We start from the raw sequence: 18,829 nt of genomic DNA, 5'->3' as shown, positions 1-18,829 counted from the left end.
TTAGATGAAATTGCAAATCCTGATCGCCACGCTGCTGGCCGCCTCGGCCACGTCCGCCATCGCCGCCACCTACAACATCGACCCGACGCACACCTACCCGAGCTTCGAGGCCGACCACATGGGCCTGTCGGTCTGGCGCGGCAAGTTCGACAAGACCAGCGGCACCGTGACGATGGACCGCGCCGCCAAGACCGGCGCGCTGGACATCGCCATCGCGGCCGACTCGATCGACTTCGGCATGGAGAAGATGAACAGCCACGCCAAGACGGCCGACATGTTCAACGTCGAGAAATTCCCGACCATCAGCTACAAGAGCAAATCGTTCAAGTTCGAGGGCGACAAGCTGGTCGGCGTCGAAGGCGAGTTGACGCTGCTGGGCGTGACCAAGCCGGTGGCGCTGAAGGTGGACAAGTTCAACTGCATCATGCACCCGCGCTACAAGCGCGAAGTCTGCGGCGCCAACGCCGTGGCCGAATTCAAGCGCACCGATTTCGGCCTGAACTACGGCACCCCGGCCTTCGCGCCGGAGGTCAAGCTGGCGATCCAGATCGAAGCCATCAAGGCCGACTGATCTCGCAGCCCCCGCTTCAGCAACGAAACCACGCCCCGGCAACGCGGCGTGGTTTTTTTCATGGATCGGGTACATTAAGGGCTTCCCACAACCGTGTTCAGGAGAAGTCATGGCCGCGAAAAAAGTCGCCGTAGTGATCGGCAGTCTGCGCAAGGATTCGCTCAACCGCAAGTTCGCCCACGAGCTGATCGCGCTGGCGCCGCCGTCGTTGCAGCTGGAGATCGTCGAGATCGGCGAACTGCCGCTGTACAACCAGGACCTGGAGGAAAACGGCGCCACCGCGCCGCAGGCGTGGACCCACTTCCGCCAGCGCATGAAGGAAGCGCAGGCCGTGCTGTTCGTCACGCCGGAATACAACCGCTCGGTGCCGGCGCCGCTGAAAAACGCCATCGACGTCGGCTCGCGCCCTTACGGCAGCAGCATCTGGGGCGGCAAGCCCGCCGCCATCGTCAGCGTGTCGCCGGGCGCGACGGGCGGATTCGGCGCCAACCACCACCTGCGCCAGTCGACGGTGTTCCTCGACATGCCGCTGTTGCAGCAGCCGGAAGCCTACATCGGCGGCGCCGCCAAGCTGCTCGGCGACGACGGCAAGTTGAACAACGACAGCACCAGGGAGTTCCTGCAAAAATTCATGAACGCCTTCGCCGCCTGGGTCGACACCAACGCCACGAAGTCATGAGCGCATGATCAGCGCCTGATCACCGTTTGATCGCCGTGAACGCCAGGCCGGCCTCGGTCAGCACGGCCGGCCTTGCCATGGCGGCGGTCGGCCGCGCCCCGCGTTGCAGCGCCAGCAGCAGCGGCCTGTGATGGTCCGGCAGCAGCGCCAGATCGGCGCCCGGCAGGCGTTGCGCCAGCACGCCCGCCTGGTCCGCCGCCAGGTGTTCGCAACTGACGTACAGCCGGTAGGAAGCCCAGCTATTGCTCACCTCCAGCATGAATCCCGCCACGTTGGCCGTGCCCGGCTGTCCGGGCAGCGCCGTCACCCGCAGCCGCGTCTTGCCCTTGCGCAGATGCAGCGTATCCCAGCTCTGCATCGGATAAAACCGCGGCGCCCCGGCCGGCATCGGCGACAGCTGCGTCGACGCGGCGTTCGGCGCGGCGGCCACCGGCGCCGCCACGATCACCGGCAGCTTGCCCAGCGACGCCAGCGGCGCCACCCCGCCATACCGGCCGCTGCCGGCTGGCGTGACCAGCAACAGGTCGGCCGCCGGCCATTGCCGCACCGCCTCGACGCTGTAGGCATCCGCGTCGGCGCCCGCCGCCAGGATGCTCAGGCCCTGGAAGTGAATCAGCGCCAGGCCCTTGCCCGCCAGCCGCACGCGGCCCGCCTCGGTGGGCGGTGGAGGCGTGGCCGCGCCTTCCAGCTCGATCACATAGCGCGGCCCGATCTGCGCCAGTCCCACCTTGCAGCCCAGCGCCAGCAAGGCCACCACGATCAGCGCGCGCCATCCGTACCTGTTGCCCATCGCTCCCTCCCGGCCATATTCCAGTTCTCCAGTAGAGCACCAGCGCCGTTAAGTTTTCTTGAGGCAACACAAAAGCGACGCCCGGCTAGTCCGGCGCCGCTCAAAAATCGGGCACGAATGATACAATTCCGCCCTCGGCAGCGCGTTGCAGTGCTTATCCAGCGCGACGCGCCCACCCTCAACTCCCTCTGAGATCCAGACTGCCATGCACCCAGAAATGCCCACGCCTTACGAACAAGGCAATCAAAACCAGACCACCTTGTGGAGCGAATGCATCGCCTTCTACCAGGAGCTGGCGCAGCGCTTCCCGCAAGTGCTGCGTTTTGAACAGATCGGCACGTCCGACGGCGGCATCCCGGTGCATGCGGGCGTAGTCAGCGCGGACGGCGTGTTCGACCGCGCGCAGATCAAGGCCGAGGGCCGCACCGTCTTCTTCAACAACAACGGCATCCACCCCGGCGAACCCGAAGGCGTGGACGCCTGCATGGCCATCGTGCGCGACCTGTGCTTCGATCCGGCCCGCCTGGCCGCGCTGGGCAAGACCGTGCTGCTGTTCGTCCCGCTGTACAACGTCGACGGCGCGCTCAACCGCGCCAACACCTCGCGCGTCAACCAGGACGGGCCGGAGCAGTTCGGCTTCCGCGGCAATAGCCGTCACCTGGACCTGAACCGCGACTTCATCAAGTGCGACACGCTCAACGCGCAGCTGTTCAACCAGCTCGTCACCAGCTGGGACCCTGACGTGATGGTGGACACCCACACCTCCAACGGTGCCGACTATCCGTACACAATGACGCTGATCCACACCCAGGCGGACAAGCTGGGCTACGGCCTCGGCCCCTTCCTGCGCGAGACCATGCTGCCGCACATCTACGCGCAGATGGAAGCGAAAGGCTGGCCGACCTGCCCCTACGTCAACCCGGTGCAGGACACGCCGGACGACGGCATCGCCGAATTCCTCGAAGTGCCGCGCTTCTCGACCGGCTTCGCGGCGCTGCACCACGTGATCGGCTTCATGCCCGAGACGCATATGCTCAAGCCCTTCAAGGACCGCTACGAATCGATGCGCGCGCTGCTGGATGTGACGATGGCCTTCACCGTGTCGCACGGAGAGCAGATCCGCAAGCTGCGCGCCGACGCGCGCGAGCAGGCCGCCAACGCCAAGGAGTGGACCGTGAGCTGGAAGATGGACGAAGCGAATCCGTCGACCTTCCGCTTCAAAGGCTACGCGGCCAAGCGCAGCCCAAGCCTGCTGGGTGACTACATGCGCCTGTCCTATGACCGCAGCCAGCCATGGGAAAAGGACATCGCCTACTACAACAGCTTCGTGCCATCTGCCACCGTGCGCGCGCCGAAGGGCTATGTGATCCCGCAAGCCTGGCGCGAAGCCATCGAGCGCCTGCAATGGAACGGCGTGGACATGGCGCGCTTCGACGAAGTCTCCACCATCGAGGCGCAGTACTACCACATCGCCTCCGTCACCTCGCGCCCCAACGCCTACGAAGGCCATATGTACCACGACGTGGTGGAACTGGAAGCGCGCACCGGCAGCTTCACCGTGCAGCCGGGCGACTACTTCATTCCGCTCAAGCAGGCCAACGCCCGCTACGCCGTCGAAACGCTGGAGCCGCAAGGCCACGACTCCTTCTTCCGCTGGGGCTTCTTCAACAGCGTGCTGGAAAAGAAAGAAGCATTTTCCGACTACGTGTTCGAAGACCTGGCGATGGAGATGCTGGAAACCGAGCCCGAACTGAAAGCGAAATTCGAACAATGGAAGGCCGCCAATCCGGCGCTGCTGACCAGCCAGGACAAGGTCCTCGGCTTCATCTTTGAAAACGGCAAGCGCCACGCCGAGCCGGAATGGCGCCGCTACCCGGTGCTGTCCGTCTTCTAAACACCGCAACAACTAGCGTCATCCCATGCGCGCGGCGGCGATCCCGCGGCGCGCATGCCAGCTGCCCACAAGGCCAAAGCCATGCATTACGCACTCAACCTGCGCACCTTCTTCTACAGCCATTACTTTTACCTGGGCCTGCGCTTCGCCGCCGGCCTGGTCGGCGTCACGCTGATCACGCTGCAATTCGCCGGCATGGCCACCGCCATGACAGTCTGCATCGGCGCGCTCTGCACCGCGCTGATGGACATGCCCAGCCCCCTGCGCCACAAGTTCAACGAGATGAGCGCCTCGGTCCTGCTGTGCAGCGCCGTCACGCTGTTGATCAGCTTGTGCGCGCCGGTGCACTGGCTGCTGATGGTCATGCTGGTGGCGGTCAGCTTCCTGGCCTGCATGATGGTCGTCTACGGCAAGAAGTCGATGCCGCTGCAACTGGCCACGCTGTTCATCATGACCATGTCGATGGAACACGACCTGACGGTGCGCCAGTCCTTCATCCACACCGGCCTGTTCACCTTGGGCGCGGTGGCCTACCTGGCCTACGCGATGGGTATCTCGTGGATACTGCGCCACCGCATCAAGCAGCAGGTGCTGGCCGAGGCGCTGTTCGAGCTGGCCGCCTACATCGACATCAAGGCCGACTTCTACGACACCCGCTACAACCTCACCGAACAATTCAACAAGCTGGTACGCCATCAAAGCCTGCTGGCCGACCGCCAGCAAGCCTCGCGCGACCTGATACTGCGCAGCCACCAGAACAGCAAGGACGCCATCGTCGTGCAGACCCACGTCTGCATGCTCGACCTGTATGAACTGATCCTGTCGACCCACACCGACTACGCGCAACTGCGCGTGCACCTGGCCGATTCGCCGGTGCTCAGGACGCTGCACGACCTGGCCTACAAGGCGGCGCGCGATATCGAATCGGTGGCCTACGACATCACCCGCAAGAAGGCGTCCTACCCGGAGATCAGCTACGAGCCGGAACTGGCCGCCATCGAGGCGGAGCTGGCGGCCTTGCAGCAGCGCGTGGACGAAGGCAAGCCGACGCAGGAAGCGCTGGCCGTGCTGCGCGCGCAGCGCAACAAGATCCGCGCCATCATCAAAATGATCGGTGAGCTGCACCAGGCCAGCCAGAAGGCCTACGACACCACGCCGTTCTGGGTCGACGCCGACATGGGCCCCTTCCTGTCACAGCAGAAGTACGAGCTGCGCATGATCCTGTCGCACCTGCGCTTCGATTCGCCGATCTTCCGCTTCTCGCTGCGGGTGGCGATGGCGATCTCGGTCGGCCTGGCGGTGGCCTCGTGGCTGCCGTATGCGGCGCACAGCTACTGGATCGTGCTGACCATCGTCATCATCCTCAAGCCCAGCTTCAGCATGACCAAGCAGCGCCGCAGCGACCGCATCGTCGGCACCATCATCGGCTGCGTGATCACGGCGCTGATCATCAAGTACCTGAACTATCCGGCGGTGATACTGGGCTTCCTGATCCTGTCGACGGTGGCCACGCCGACCTTCATCTATGTGCGCTACCGCTACGCGGCCATCGCGGTCAGCATCATGATCCTGCTGCAGATGCACCTGATCGCGCCGGGCAACCACGACCTGATCGTCGAACGCCTGATCGACACCTTCGTCGGCGCGGCGGTGGCGACGGCGTTCAGCTTCGTGCTGGCCAGCTGGGAATATCAAACCCTGCCAAGGTTGATCCGCGAAGTGCTGGATGTGAACCTGCGCTACATGCAGGCCAGCTTCGATCTGCTGCAAGGCAAAGGCAAGGACGATTTCGCCTACCGCATCGAACGCAAGCGCCTGATGGACAGCCTGGCCGCGCTCAGCTCCGCGCTGGTGCGCATGCTCGACGAGCCGGCCCGCAAGCAGCGCGCGGTGGAGGACATCAACCAGTTCATCGTGCAGAACTACCTGCTGGTGGCGCACGTAGCGGCGCTGCGCGCCATCCTGCGCCGCCATGTCAAGGAGCTGCCGACGGCGCCCGTCAACGCCATGCTGCGCGAGAGCCACGAGCAGGTCGTGCGCACGCTGGCGCAGGCGCTGGCGCCGCAGGCCGCAAGCGTCGCCGCTGCGTCGCCCGCAACCGCGCCGGCAAGCGCGCCCGCCGCCGTGGACGGCGCCAGCGTGCCGTGGTCCGGCTGGCCGCTGGTCCAGCGCCGCATCCGCCTGCTGCAGGCGGACGCCGTCAAGATCATCGTCCACAGCGAAGCCATCGTCCGCAACGTGGCCTGATCCGGCCCGTCGCCTGCGCGGCTGGCGCAGGCCTGCTAAGATGGCATCATGACCGCCTCCACCTCCCCGTCCTCCTTCAGCACCCGTGACCTGATCTCCGCCCTGTTCGTCGTCCTGATCTGGGGTACCAACTTCGTCGCGATGAAAGTCGGCCTGCGCAACCTGACGCCGTTCCAGATGGGCGCCGCGCGCTACATCTTCGCCGTGCTGCCGCTGATCGTGTTCATTCGCCCACCGAAGGTGCCGGGGAAGTGGATCATCGCTTACGGCCTGTGTCAGGGTGTCGGTCAATTCGGCCTGCTGTTCCTGTCGCTGAAAGTCGGCATGTCGGCGGCGCTGGCCTCCGTGATCCTGCAAACGCAGGTCTTCTTCACCGCCTTCTTCGGTTTCGCCCTGCTGCACGAACGCGCCAGCCGCCAGTTGCAAGCGGGCCTGGTGCTGGCCGCTGTGGGCCTGGTCTGCTTCGGCATGAACTACGTGCAGCCCGGCCACGCGGGCGCCACCACCGCCGGCGGCTTCGTGCTATGCCTGGCCGCCGCCGCGATGTGGGCGGCGTCGAACATCGTCGTGCGCCGCGCGCAGCAGGCCACGCCGCAATTCGATGTGGTGGGATTCATGGTCTGGTGCAGCCTGGTGCCGATACTGCCGTTCATCGGCCTGTCGCTGGCCTTCGACGATCCGGCCACGCGCTGGAGCTGGACCGGCGCGCCGCTGGCCACCTGGATCTCGGCCGCCTACCTGGGTTGGATGGCGACCATCCTCGGCTACGCCATGTGGACGCGCTTACTGAAACGCCACCCGGTCAATCGTGTGGCGCCGTTCAGCCTTGGGGTGCCGGTGGTCGGCATCAGCGCCGGCATGATCGCGCTGGGCGACGTCATCACCGGCTGGCAGTGGGCCGGCATCGCGCTGATCGTCGCCTCGCTGATCTGCACCATGTTCGGCGGACGCTGGTTCGGCCAGCGCGGCTAGCCAAGTAAATCAAATTAAGCGAAGCAGACCCGGTTGCGGCCCGTCTGTTTGGCGCGGTACAGCAGCGCATCGGCCTTTTGCAGCATGGCCTCGGCGGTGCCGGCGGCCAGGTCGGCGTACACGCCCATGCTCATCGTGACCTTCAGGTCCGGATGCACCTCGTGCCACGGGAAGCCTTCGATCAGGTTGCGCAGCTTGTCGCACAGCGCCGCCGCTTGCGGCAGCTCGGTCTCCGGGAAGGCGATCACGAATTCCTCGCCACCGTAGCGCGCCACCAGGTCGCTCAGGCGCATATGGCTGCGCAGGATCTCGCCGACCTGACGCAGCACCGCGTCGCCGGTGGCGTGCGAGAACTGGTCGTTGATACGCTTGAAGAAATCGATGTCCCCTATCACCACGCTCAACGGCCGCTTGTGGCGCACCGCGTGGCTGAACAGCGTGGTCGCATGCTCGTCGAAATGGCGGCGGTTGTGCAGCTTGGTCAGGGCGTCGCGCACGCTCAGTTCGCGCATCTGCTCGGCCTGCGCCAGGATGGTCTGGTGCGACTCCTTCAGCTCCGCGTGCGAGCGCGCCAATTGCTCGCTCATGTCGTTGAAGGCGCTGGCCAGCACTGCCACTTCGTCCCTGCCCTCGACCGGCACCCGTTGCAGCAGCGAGCCGCCGTGCATGGCGCGCACCGCGCCGGTCAGGTGACTGAGCTTGCGGCTCAGCCCCCGGCTCAGCAGAACGCCCAGCACCAGCGCCAGCGCCGCCGCGCCGGTCACGCCGGCCAGCAGCGCTTCGCGCATCGCATCCATGTATTGCTGTTCCTGTTTGCTGGGAGTGAAAATGCCTTCTGGCGAAATGTAGGCCATCACGCGCTCGCCCACCTTGACGGCGCGCGCATCCTTGCGGGCCGATTCAGGCAGCAATTCCTTGGGCCGGTACACGCCGGCTCCCAGCAGCACGCGGTAATCCTGGTCTGCCACAATGAAGTGATACGGCGGCTCGCCTCCGGCGCGGCGCGGCGGCGGACGGTCGCCGGGACGCGGCGGCCCTTCGCCCGGCGGCCCATCGCCCGGCGGCGGGCCGGGACGCTCCTCGCCATCCGGCGGCGGCGGCCGCGTGCCATGCGCGTCGTTGTAGCTGTGCATGAATTCGTCAAAGGGCTCGGCTGCGGTGGCCGCTTGCCAGCTGCCGTACTTTTGCAGATAGCCGCTCATGCCCTCGTAAAAGTTGTCAGCGGCATGCTGGCGACGGATGACGTCAACCTTCTTGGACATCCCCACGTAAGCCAGGCCGCCCACCATCGCCACCGCAGCCAGCCCGGTCAGCAGCAAGGCGAGCATGAATTTCGTGCGCAGGGACATCGGAGCTCCATCAAATTATTGCCAGTTGGACAGTAATCATACCCGATGGCGCCCGGCCCGTAAAAAATCTACAGCGAAAAAAGTTACTGCTCAGAACGCTTCCGTCATAGGGGAAATCTCCAGTTATATCGATTACTTATGGCGAGTATCATAAATCAAAATTTTATTTATTACTGAAAGACGCGCATACTGCACTGCAACAAACGAATATTTAAGGAGCTTCTCATGAGCGCATCGAACAACCTGACCTACAACGACTTCGCCACCCCTGGCTACGCAAGCAATGTTGCCGCCGCAGCGCGCCAGCTGTTTGCCGCACTGTTTGCCGTCAAGCCGCGTCCAGCCATCGTGGCGGACGAGGTTGTTTCGCAGCGCGAGATGGAAGCCTCCGCATCCTGGCTGAACCGCCTGGCCAATGACTGCGAACGTCATTCCCCTAACCTGTCCGCCGAACTGCGCTTCATGGCGTCACGCGGCTAATCGAAACCGAATTTAACTTCCTGGAGATCACCATGCTGACCATCATCGAAAACCTGCCTGCCGCCATCGCCCTGTCCGGCCTCGTACTGCGCCTCTACCTGGGCGCCAAGCCTGGCAAAGACGAAGCATAAGCAAACCGACGTAAAAAAGCCCCCATCAGCCTGAACGCGCTCAAGATCGCGCTCAGTGCCGATGGGGGCTTTTTTTCGTCTCGCCGTTTTATTGGGCGTGATTCAGTCGCGAATTGCGCATGCCGTACAGGAAGTAGGTCAGGATCGCCGCGCTCATCCAGATGATGAAGATGGTGTAGGTCGTCATCGACAGGCCGAACATCAGGTACAGGCAGGCGATAATGCTCAGGCCCGGCACCACATACGGGCCGAACGGCACGCGGAAGCCCTTGGTGCCCTTGCCGTTTTCCTTCTTGCGCATCACCGGCACCGCCAGCGACACCACGATGAAGGCGGTCAGCGTGCCCATGCTGACCATATCCCACAGGAAGGTCGCATCGACGAAACCGGCCACCAGGCCGACCACCATGCAGACGATCAGCGTGTTATGCACCGGCGACGCCGTACGCGGGTTGACCTTACGGAACGACGGCGAGATCAGGCCGTCCTTCGAGATCGCGTACAGGATGCGGGTCTGGCCGTAGATCGTCACCAGCGTCACGCTGAACACCGAGATCACGGCGCCGGCCGCCAGCACCAGCGCCGGCCAGGTCTTGCCCGTCACGTTTTGCAGGATCACGGCCAGGCCGGCTTCCTGCCCGGCGAACTTGTAGGCAGGCTGCGCACCCATCGCGGCCACGGCCACCAGCAGGTAGAACAGGGTCACGATGCCCAGCGCCGCCAGGATGCCGATCGGCACGTTGCGCTTGGGGTCGCGCACTTCCTCGCCGGCGGTGGCCACGGTGTCCAGCCCGATGAAGGAGAAGAACACGGTCGCCGCCGCCGCCGTCACGCCGGTCATGCCGGTGATGTGCACGCCGTTGTCCGGGCTGAAGAAAGGGTGGAAATTGTTTATATCAAAGCCGGCGAAGGCGATCACCACGAAGAAGATCAGGATCGCCAGCTTGATCATGACCATGATGGCGTTGGTGGTGGCCGATTCCTTGGTGCCGCGTATCAGCAGCAGGCAGCACAGGCCGACCAGCATCACCGGCGGCAGGTTGATATGCCCGGGATGGAACTCGATGCCCTTGGCCGTGGAGACGATCATCGGCGAGCGCAACACTTCGGGGATATGCCAGCCGAAGGCGTTGTTGAGGAAGTTGTTCAGGTAGTCGGACCAGCCGATCGCCGTCGCGCTGGCCGCCAATCCATATTCAAGCAGCAGGCAGGCCGCCATGATGAAGGCCAGGAACTCGCCGACCGTGGCATAGGCAAACGAATACGACGAGCCGGACGCCGGAATGCGGAACGACAGTTCGGCGTAGCACAGCGCGGTCAGGCCGGCGGTGATGGCGGCGAACAGGAAGGACAGGATCACGGAAGGCCCGGCTTTCGGCACGGCTTCCACCATCGTGAAGAAGATACCGGTGCCGATCGTGGCGCCGACACCTATCATTGTCAGGGGAAACAAGCCTATGGAGCGGTGCAGGCTATTGCTACTGGTATGAGCAGTTTCTACTGTGTTATCGACCGGCTTGGTACGGGTCAGTTTCTGGACCAGCGTTTGGTTCACAGGCTATCCTTGTGGGAAATATGTACGGGCAAAAAAACTAAGCGATTATAGGGCCTTCCGGTCCGTCGCATTACAGTAATTTTGTGTTAGAAAAACAACTCAAACCCCAGGCGGGGCAAGGGCTCCGTTACAGTTGCTTACTTTTGATACAGCCGGATGTATAGATTGGAAATTGTTGTCAAGCTACTCTAGGCTCAAGTATTACATCAAGCCAAGAGAGAGCCCATCATGCCAATTCAAAAGATCCCTACCGTATCCCGGCGTTTCCCTCCTGCCGTCGCGGGCGCCGCCGTTGTTTTGCTGGGCCTGGCGGGCACGCTGGCGGCCTGGCTGGTGCGCGGCTAAGCGAACGGTCCGAGATAGTCGCGCTTGCCGACCGGGACGCCCTGGTTGCGCAGGATGTCGTGGGCGGTGGCGATGTGGAAGAAGAAGTTCGGCAGCGCGAACGTCAGCAGATACTCGTCCCCTTTGAACTCCGGCTGGAACGAACCAAAATTAAGTTTGATCGCGCGCGCTTCGCTGCCGGCGAAATCGCTTTCCGCGACGCTGTTCAAGTAAGTGATGGTATCGGCTATCCGCTGTTGTAATTGCGCGAACGACGTTTCGTTGTCTTCAAACTTGGGGGCGGCCACGCCGCTCAAGCGCTCCACCGACAATTTCGACGTATCGCTGGCGCGCTGCACCTGCGCCGACAACGGCAACATATCGTCCGCCAGCCGCGCGGAGATCATCGCATCCGGCACCGAGCCATGCTGCTCGACATGCGCCTCCGCCTTCTTCAGTAAATCCGACAACACCTTCAAGCCACGCACAAACACGGGCACCGAAACCTGATGCATCGATAACGACATCGCGAACTCCAAACGATAGGAACAGGTTGTGAGTGTAACGCAAGCCTAGTCGACACGCAGCACGCCGGGAACCTTGGTAGCTTTTCGATCGAAGGTCGCAGTGTGGGAGCAGCCAGCTCGCTTGGCCACACTGACAATCAAGCAGTCGATAAAATCTGCCGACGACGTATTGCAGAGCCGAAGCGCCTGCAAGAAGACCACTATTTTTTCCAGCTTGAATTCCGGCATCCTGGATAGCCTGCCAAGCATTTCGTGAACATCATTTCTTGACAGCTGAAAGACATAACTCAAAACCCAGACGAACTCTGAAATCACAACCAGGCTGATAAAGCCTCTGTTCGATAACGAAAGCGAGTTAACCAACGCTCTGGCCTGAGCAGACTGACGAGCGTCGTCCTGCATAAAATATCGCACCAGCACATTGGTGTCCAGGCCTATCATTTGGACGCCAAAGCTGCACGCTTCGCCGCAATCTCAACCATCTCCTCAACTGAACAATTAAGATCCGGCTTGGGCAAAATTCCCTCCACCATCTTGGGAGACAAATTCATTGCAATCATAACGACCTGTCCATCGCCGAACGGTAGAAACTCAATACGGCCGCCATTCTCAAGACCAAGCGCTTTCCTCACTGAGCGCGGTACAGTTACCGTACCGTCTGGAGCCACAAAAGCAGTAGTCATGATTTGCTCCTCAACGCATATGCCCTTTACTCTAGGCGTATGCGCGGAAAAATCAAGAGAACGCAGCGTTGCCTTTGCGAGGCCTCAATTCATTAACTCAGGCCATTGTTGGCTAGCGCTCAGGCCAACTGGTCGACGTTGTTGCCGATCTTGCTGGCGTCGGACGTTTTGTCGGGATGGGAGATGCTGTAGACCAGCTGCTCCTGCGCGGAGACCGTGCCGTCCTTGTTGGTGTCGGCCGCTTCGTAGGTTTTGGTCGAGCTGCTGGAGCTGCTGACGCCGCCCGCGCCACCACCACCCGCGCCGCGCGCTCCTTCCGCATGCTGGCCGCCTTGCGGGCCGCCTGCACCGCCGTTGGGGCGCGGTGGCGCAAAGGTGCCGCTCTTGATCGCGGTTTCCAGATCGGACTGGGTGATCGAACCATTCTTCTGCGTATCGATCGCGTCGAACTGCTTGGTGGCGTCATCGGCCGACACGCCTTTCTTTTCCAAGCCGGATACGAATTCGTCTTTATTGACCTTGCCGTCCTTGTCGGCATCAAGGTCTTTGAAGACCTTGGCCGCAAAGCGCGCCGCCCCTTTCGCGGGATCGAAGGTGGGGGCCTGGGTACTGCCGCTTGTAACGCCGCTGATTGCTGTTGTCATGGTGATTGCTCCGTTGTGAGGACACTGTTGTCCTGTTAACGAACCAATCGATGTAACTATGACCCCGCAAAGTGTAAAGCGACGTAAAGATCAGGCGACGCGCACCACCATCAAACCGGCGCGCAGCCCGATGCGCACGTCCGGATTAGGAAACACCACCAGCTCCTCTGGATACTGGACGGTGTAGACGGTATCGCCATCGCGCGCGATTTCCTCGCCCTGCTTGAGCGCCGTGAAGTTGTGCGTGTCTTTGCCGAACGCCATCTGGAACTTGTCGCTCAACTTGATGATCTGGCGCGCCGTGTTGAACACGTGCGGCTGCTGCTTGGCCTCACGCTTGGCCGCGCCGCGCAGCAGGTCGTCCAGCGCCAGCGAGGCATCGGCAAACTGCGACAGATCGTTCTGCCCCAAGGTGCCGATGCGCCCCAACTCCACCGTGGTCCCAGCCGCCGCGTGATGCTCGGCCGAGTAGTAGCTGTACGTTCCGACCGAAGCCGGGTTCATGATGACCGCGCCGATGCCGGCCAAGCCGAGCCACTCGATCAACTCGCGGCGCGGCTGGTCGGGAATCAGCTCCGGCACGATGGCGAAGGTTGGATACACCGACGGCCGTATCGCCGTATGCAGATCCAGATGCCAGCGCACCGGCCCCGCGCCATCGAAGAACGCCGAGGTCGCGGCGATCATCACATCGGCGCGCGCCGCCTCGGACGTGCCTTCCAGCGAACCTCGCTCCTTGCGGAACATGCGGTTCAAGTCCGCATCGATGAAGCGCTTGCCGGCCCTGATCGCGCCGATATTGCCGACGCAAAGCATCAGGTTCACCGCCAGCGCGGAAGCCTGCTGTGACAAGGCGTCCAGCAGATACGCCACCACCTCGATCGGTCCGGTCTCGTCACCGTGCACGCCGACCGAAATCAGCACGCTCGGACGCTCGCCCCCGGCCTTGATCGTCAGGATACCGTCGGCCGGCTGCGTCACCGCAAAACCGGCCGCCGAAAAGCGCTGCGCGACGACGCTGAAATCCGCTTCAGCCAGCGCGCGCACAGATTCCGGCAAAGCCTTGGGCAAATCGCTCATCTACTTACACCGCCAGCATCGTGTTACTGGCGTTGGTCGCTTCGGACAAGGCCCAAACATCCAGCATCGCCTGTTCCAGATCGGTCGCCGCCGCATAGCCGGACAAGCCCAGCGTGTTGGCCACGACTTCCACCGCTTCCGCCGCCGTATGGTCGCCGGTCGCATGCTGCAGCACTTGCGACAGCAAGCGTTGCTGCGTGCGGCGCAGCGCGTTCTGCGCGTAGCTGCGCAGCTGCTCCTGCGAGCGACTGGTGGCCGGCAGCTTCAGGCCGCGCTCCAGCGTATCGATGCCAACTTGGCCGCGCAGCGCCAGGCCAACCTGCAGGAACGCCGGCAGGTCCATGCCCTGCGGACGCGATACCGACAGCGCCGCGAACACAAACGCCGCCACCGCATCGATCGCCTCGACAGCCTTCCAGGCCTGAACGAATTCGGCGCGCAGGCCGGAGGTGATGTCCGCATCCGACTGGCCGTCCGCTGGCGTCAGCTGCGCCAGCGTTTCCGGTTTGGCGAACAGCTTGGTCAGCTCGGCGACACCAGCACGCAACTGGTCGGTAGGCACCGTCAGCACGCCTTCGATGACGGACTTCTGCAGCACACGGGTACGGCCATCGACCTTGATCGACACGGCACGCGGCACCTTCAGCGCATCCGCATCCAGCGTCGTGAAGATCGGCGCCAGGTTCAATGCGGACCATGCCTGGCCCCACGCCAGGATCACATCCGATTCGTCCACGCCATGCTCGCCGGCCAACTGGCGCAGCATCAGCGGACCGCAACGGTTGACCGATTCATTGGCCAGCACGGTCGCCAGGATGGCGTTGGCCAGCGGGTGCGCCAGCGCAGGACGAGTGGCCACCAGCAGATCCGGGAAGTACGGCTTCAGCACCGACTCGGCCCAGCTCAGGTCCGTCAGCGGCAGTGCCGACAGGATGCGCTTGTAGCGGTTCTTGACGTTGGCGATCACCACCGCCAGTTCCGGCGTGGTCAGGCCACGGCCGTCGGCCTTGCGGCGCGCCAGCTCGGCCACCGATGGCAGCTGCTCCAGTTCACGCGACAGCGCGCCCTCCTCCTCCAGCGACGCGATCAGCGCGGCATAGCCGTCCTGCACCGCGGCGTCGGTCTGCGCCTGGGCTTCACGCACCAGCAGCTGCGTTTGCAGCGTGTTGTCGCGCAGGACCAGGCGTTCGATGTCGGCGGTCATTTCGTTCAGCACGCGGTTGCGGTCCGCTTCGCTCAGCTGGCCCGCGTTCATTTCCACGTCCAGCCACATCTTCGCGTTCACTTCATGGTCCGAGCAATCCACGCCGGCCGAATTGTCGATCGCATCGGTGAAGATACGGCCGCCCGCCAGCGCGAACTCGATACGGCCGGCCTGGGTCGCGCCCAGGTTGCCGCCTTCGGCCACGACCTTGCAGCGCAGCTGGTTGCCGTCGACGCGGATGTTGTCGTTGGCGCGGTCCTTCACCTGCGCGTGCGATTCGGTCGACGCCTTGATGTAGGTGCCGATGCCGCCGTTGTAGAACAGGTCCACAGGCGCCAGCAGGATGCGGTGCATCAGTTCTTCAGGCGGCAGCGAGGTTTCCTCGATGTCCAGCGCGGTGCGGATCTGCGGCGACAGTTCGATGCTGCGGGCAGTACGCGGGTACACGCCGCCGCCGGCCGAGATCAGTTCCTTGTTGTAGTCGTCCCACGAGGAGCGCGGCAGCGCGAACATGCGTTCGCGTTCGACGAAGGATTTTTCCATGTCCGGATTCGGATCGAGGAAGATATGACGGTGATCGAAGGCCGCCACGATTTTCAGTTTGCGCGACAGCAGCGCGCCGTTGCCGAACACGTCGCCGGACATGTCGCCCACGCCGACCATGGTCACCGGCGTGGCGTGGATGTCGTGGTCCATTTCATAGAAGTGGCGCTTGACCGCTTCGAACGCGCCCTTGGCGGTGATGCCCATCTTCTTGTGATCGTAGCCATTCGAGCCACCCGACGCGAACGCGTCGCCCAGCCAGAAACCGCGCTGCACGGCGATGCCGTTGGCGATGTCGGAGAAGGTCGCGGTGCCCTTGTCGGCCGCCACCACCAGGTACGGGTCGTTGCCGTCGTAGCACACGGTGTCGGCTGGCGAAACGATCTTGCCCAGCACGCGGTTGTCGGTCATTTCCAGCAGGCTGGCGATGAACAGGCGATACACTGCTTCGCCTTCGGCCGCGATGGTTTCACGCACGGCGTCTTTCGGCATCTGCTTGCAGACGAAGCCGCCCTTGGCGCCGGCCGGCACGATGACGGCGTTCTTCACCATCTGCGCCTTCACCAGGCCGAGGACCTCGGTGCGGTAGTCTTCCATGCGGTCCGACCAGCGCAGGCCGCCGCGGGCGACCGGGCCGCCGCGCAGGTGCACGCCTTCGAAGCGACGCGAGAACACGAAGATCTCGCGGAACGGACGCGGTTCCGGCACCAGCGACAGGCTGCTGGTGTCGAACTTGAAGATGATCTTGTCGCCCTTCTGATTATTCTGGAAGTAGTTGGTGCGCAGCGTGGCGACCATCAGGTCGGTCATCGCGCCCAGCACTTCTTCGGTATCGGCGTGGTTGATCGCCGGCAGACGGCTCTTGATGCCGGCCAGCTTGTCCAGCGCGGCGGTGCGGGTGGCTTCGTCCAGCGCCGGGTTGAAGCGCTGCAGGAAGGCCTCCACCAGCTCACGGATCACCACCGGCTGCTTGCGCAGCGTCTCGGCGATATAGCGCACCGAGAAACGGGTGCCGGTCTGGCGCCAGTAGCTCATGTAGGCACGCACCAGTTGTACCTGGCGCACGCTCAAGCCGCCCTCGATGACCAGGCCATTCAGGCGGCCGTCTTCGGCTTCGTTGTTGAACAGCGCGGCGAACAGTTCCTGCGCGACCGGCACGATCTCCGGCTTGGCCAGGTTGGCGCCGCTGACAGCATCCACCGACAGGCTGGTGACATAGTGACGCTGGCCGTCCACGCGCAGCGAGTGCGCCTGTTCGCGGTCGATCGCCACGCCGGCGTTATGCAGTGCAGGCAGGATGGTCGACAGCGACGGTACGCGGTCGACGGAATACAGACGGATGGTGGTCGCATCGGCGACCGTCTCCACACGCACGTCCACGCGCGATGGATCGGTATTGCGCAGGATGGTGCCCAGGTCGTGGAAGGCCGCTTCCGGCGCGGTGGAGGCGACGTAATCGGTCGGCAGCGTGGCGCACATCTTGCGCAGGCGGGCGCGCAGCGGCACGTCCGGCACGGCATCGGCCAGCGCGGAGAACTGGTCATGCCAGCCGTCCAGCACCGACACCAGCGGCAGCTGGATATCGGTTTCCAGGTCCAGCGGATAACGCGCGGCGTGGGCGATCAGGTACACGCGGGCCAGCGGGCCGTCGGCCACCAGCGTCTGCGAGCTGACATGCTGGGCGCCGGAGCTGGCCTGCAGCGCCTTGGCCAGCGACGAAGCGACGCTTGCGCTGTAACGCTCGCGCGGCAGGTAGACCAGCACGTTCAGGTGACGCGCGTACACGTCGCGGCGGGCGAACACCTTGGTACGCGGCTGCTTGTACAGCGAAACGACGGCGCCGCAGACTTCGGCCAGCCATTCAGGTTCCGCTTCCAGCGCCTCGGTGCGCGGCAGCGATTCCAGGATCTCGATGAATTTCTCGGCGCGGAAACCTTCCTGGCGCACGCCGGCGATGCTCAGCACCTTGGCCACGCGGCCGCGTGCGAACGGCAGGCGGTTCAGCGGCGTCGCGGTGGCGGCGCGGGTGAACAGGCCCACGAAGCAGTACTCGCCGAGAATCGCGCCTTGCGCGTCGGTGTGGCGGATGCCGATGAAGTCCAGTTGCTGGTCGCGGTGCAGCGTGCCCTCAACGTCGGCCTTGACGATGGAGAGCGTGTGGGCGCGCTTCGACAGCGTGTCGAAGTCGCCGGGGATATTGGCCAGGCAGGTGCCGTAGACCGGATGCGAAGTATCCTGCAGCACGCCGATGCGGCTGGGGATATCGCGTTCCAGCTCGCGCACGCCCGGTTTGACCTGGTAGTAGGCGTAGCCGAACGGCTCGAAGCCTTCGGTCTTGGCCCATTCCAGGAAGGCTGCGACTTCCTTGCCTTCGTCGCCGTGCGAGGCGGCTTCGGCGCCGATGCGGCTGAAGTGTTCCTGCATCGCGGCTTTGTCGCGGCGCACCACGGCGGCGTCGCGCGACACCATTTCGATACGCTCGACCAGCATGCCCAGTTCAGCTTCAGGCAGATCTTCGGCCAGCAGGCACAGTACATAGGATTCGAGTTTGCCGCCGCTCTGTCCAACTGCGGTGACCACGCCGTCGGCGTTGCGCGCGACCGGCAGCACCGAGTTCAATACACCGCTCACGCCCACGCGCAGTTTGCGCATCGCCATGACGATGGAGTCGACCAGGTAAGGCATGTCGTCGTTCAGCACCAGCAGCGCGGTGGCCATGCCGCCGCGGCCGTCCGCGTAGCGCAGCTTGGCGATCTGCGCGCCGGAGCCGGAACGCTTGGAGGCTTGAGTGAAACCGTCCCACAAGACCGGTGCAAGGCTATCGGGCGCGGTGCCCGCCAGGTCTTCGTCGTCCAGGGAACCGAGCCAGGCGCTGATCAGCGCCGCGACTTGTGTGCTGTCGCTGGCTGGCTTGCTGGCGTTGACCAATTCCAGCGTCTGTTTACGCAGGTCTTGTGGCATTTGTTTCATCGTTGCTTCTCCAATACGTTATAAGTATTTTATGTTGCAGGCGCCGCGCCGGCTTGTGGCTGCGCGGCAGTGGTTGAGCGCTATTAGACACCAAAATCCATATATGGGGATAGAACCCCCGATTACCAGCCCCGTCGTTCCCGCGCAGGCGGGAACCCATGCTGAGTATGGATTCCCGCCTGCGCG

Annotated in this window: 15 protein-coding genes; 6 read left to right on the top strand and 9 right to left on the bottom strand. The window is 63.5% G+C overall.

Going from position 1 to position 18,829, the window contains the following annotated elements; translation table 11 throughout:
- Positions 1 to 4 precede the first annotated feature (4 nt).
- Positions 5 to 571 carry a YceI family protein gene (locus ACEN9O_RS11050; protein ID WP_495617588.1) on the top strand — a complete coding sequence of 189 codons (567 nt, stop codon included), beginning with the start codon at positions 5 to 7 and terminating at the stop codon, positions 569 to 571.
- Positions 572 to 680: 109 nt separating this feature from the next.
- Positions 681 to 1,250, top strand: a complete 570-nt coding sequence (locus tag ACEN9O_RS11045; protein WP_495617587.1) for an NADPH-dependent FMN reductase — start codon at positions 681 to 683, stop codon at positions 1,248 to 1,250.
- Between the two features lie 19 nt (positions 1,251 to 1,269).
- Here the strand turns inward: ACEN9O_RS11045 and ACEN9O_RS11040 are convergent, their stop codons facing one another.
- Positions 1,270 to 2,040: a hypothetical protein gene (locus ACEN9O_RS11040; RefSeq protein ID WP_495617586.1), complete on the bottom strand. Its 771-nt coding sequence runs from the start codon at positions 2,038 to 2,040 to the stop codon at positions 1,270 to 1,272.
- A gap of 205 nt (positions 2,041 to 2,245) precedes the next feature.
- Between ACEN9O_RS11040 and ACEN9O_RS11035 the strand changes: the two genes are divergently transcribed.
- The 3 genes from ACEN9O_RS11035 to ACEN9O_RS11025 all read left to right on the top strand — a co-directional run bounded on the left by ACEN9O_RS11035 (position 2,246) and on the right by ACEN9O_RS11025 (position 7,153).
- Complete coding sequence (locus tag ACEN9O_RS11035; RefSeq protein WP_495617585.1) at positions 2,246 to 3,934, top strand: M14 family zinc carboxypeptidase; 1,689 nt, start codon at positions 2,246 to 2,248, stop codon at positions 3,932 to 3,934.
- 81 nt (positions 3,935 to 4,015) lie between these two features.
- A complete protein-coding gene (locus ACEN9O_RS11030; protein ID WP_495617584.1) occupies positions 4,016 to 6,181 on the top strand; it encodes an FUSC family protein in 2,166 nt (721 codons plus the stop codon).
- 48 nt (positions 6,182 to 6,229) lie between these two features.
- Positions 6,230 to 7,153: an EamA family transporter gene (locus ACEN9O_RS11025; RefSeq protein ID WP_495617583.1), complete on the top strand. Its 924-nt coding sequence runs from the start codon at positions 6,230 to 6,232 to the stop codon at positions 7,151 to 7,153.
- A gap of 14 nt (positions 7,154 to 7,167) precedes the next feature.
- On the opposite strand, the gene ACEN9O_RS11020 is transcribed toward ACEN9O_RS11025, so the two are convergent.
- Entirely contained in the window at positions 7,168 to 8,502 is a 1,335-nt protein-coding gene (locus tag ACEN9O_RS11020) for a GGDEF domain-containing protein (RefSeq protein ID WP_495617582.1), read from the bottom strand.
- Between the two features lie 225 nt (positions 8,503 to 8,727).
- On the opposite strand from ACEN9O_RS11020, the gene ACEN9O_RS11015 reads away from it, so the two are divergent.
- A complete protein-coding gene (locus ACEN9O_RS11015) occupies positions 8,728 to 8,982 on the top strand; it encodes a hypothetical protein (RefSeq protein WP_495617581.1) in 255 nt (84 codons plus the stop codon).
- A gap of 219 nt (positions 8,983 to 9,201) precedes the next feature.
- On the opposite strand, the gene ACEN9O_RS11010 is transcribed toward ACEN9O_RS11015, so the two are convergent.
- The 7 genes from ACEN9O_RS11010 to ACEN9O_RS10980 form a co-directional block, all read right to left on the bottom strand.
- A complete protein-coding gene (locus ACEN9O_RS11010) occupies positions 9,202 to 10,668 on the bottom strand; it encodes an APC family permease (RefSeq protein ID WP_495617580.1) in 1,467 nt (488 codons plus the stop codon).
- A gap of 341 nt (positions 10,669 to 11,009) precedes the next feature.
- Complete coding sequence (locus tag ACEN9O_RS11005) at positions 11,010 to 11,519, bottom strand: DUF1993 domain-containing protein (RefSeq protein ID WP_495617579.1); 510 nt, start codon at positions 11,517 to 11,519, stop codon at positions 11,010 to 11,012.
- 45 nt (positions 11,520 to 11,564) lie between these two features.
- The gene (locus tag ACEN9O_RS11000; RefSeq protein WP_495617578.1) at positions 11,565 to 11,960 is read right to left on the bottom strand and encodes a type II toxin-antitoxin system VapC family toxin; all 396 of its coding nucleotides are present in this window, start codon (positions 11,958 to 11,960) and stop codon (positions 11,565 to 11,567) included.
- Entirely contained in the window at positions 11,957 to 12,202 is a 246-nt protein-coding gene (locus ACEN9O_RS10995) for an AbrB/MazE/SpoVT family DNA-binding domain-containing protein (protein ID WP_495617577.1), read from the bottom strand. The genes ACEN9O_RS11000 and ACEN9O_RS10995 overlap by 4 nt, the downstream gene beginning before the upstream one ends.
- Before the next feature lie 119 nt (positions 12,203 to 12,321).
- Entirely contained in the window at positions 12,322 to 12,846 is a 525-nt protein-coding gene (locus tag ACEN9O_RS10990) for an EF-hand domain-containing protein (RefSeq protein WP_495617576.1), read from the bottom strand.
- A 90-nt stretch (positions 12,847 to 12,936) separates the two neighbouring features.
- Complete coding sequence (locus ACEN9O_RS10985; RefSeq protein WP_495617575.1) at positions 12,937 to 13,926, bottom strand: succinylglutamate desuccinylase; 990 nt, start codon at positions 13,924 to 13,926, stop codon at positions 12,937 to 12,939.
- Between the two features lie 4 nt (positions 13,927 to 13,930).
- Positions 13,931 to 18,643 carry an NAD-glutamate dehydrogenase domain-containing protein gene (locus ACEN9O_RS10980; RefSeq protein ID WP_495617574.1) on the bottom strand — a complete coding sequence of 1,571 codons (4,713 nt, stop codon included), beginning with the start codon at positions 18,641 to 18,643 and terminating at the stop codon, positions 13,931 to 13,933.
- Between the last annotated feature and the right edge of the window lie 186 nt (positions 18,644 to 18,829).

It is taken from the genome of Duganella sp. Dugasp78, from assembly GCF_059491455.1.
Note: the sequence above shows the minus strand (reverse complement) of the source record. Positions and strands in the feature narration are given on the sequence as shown.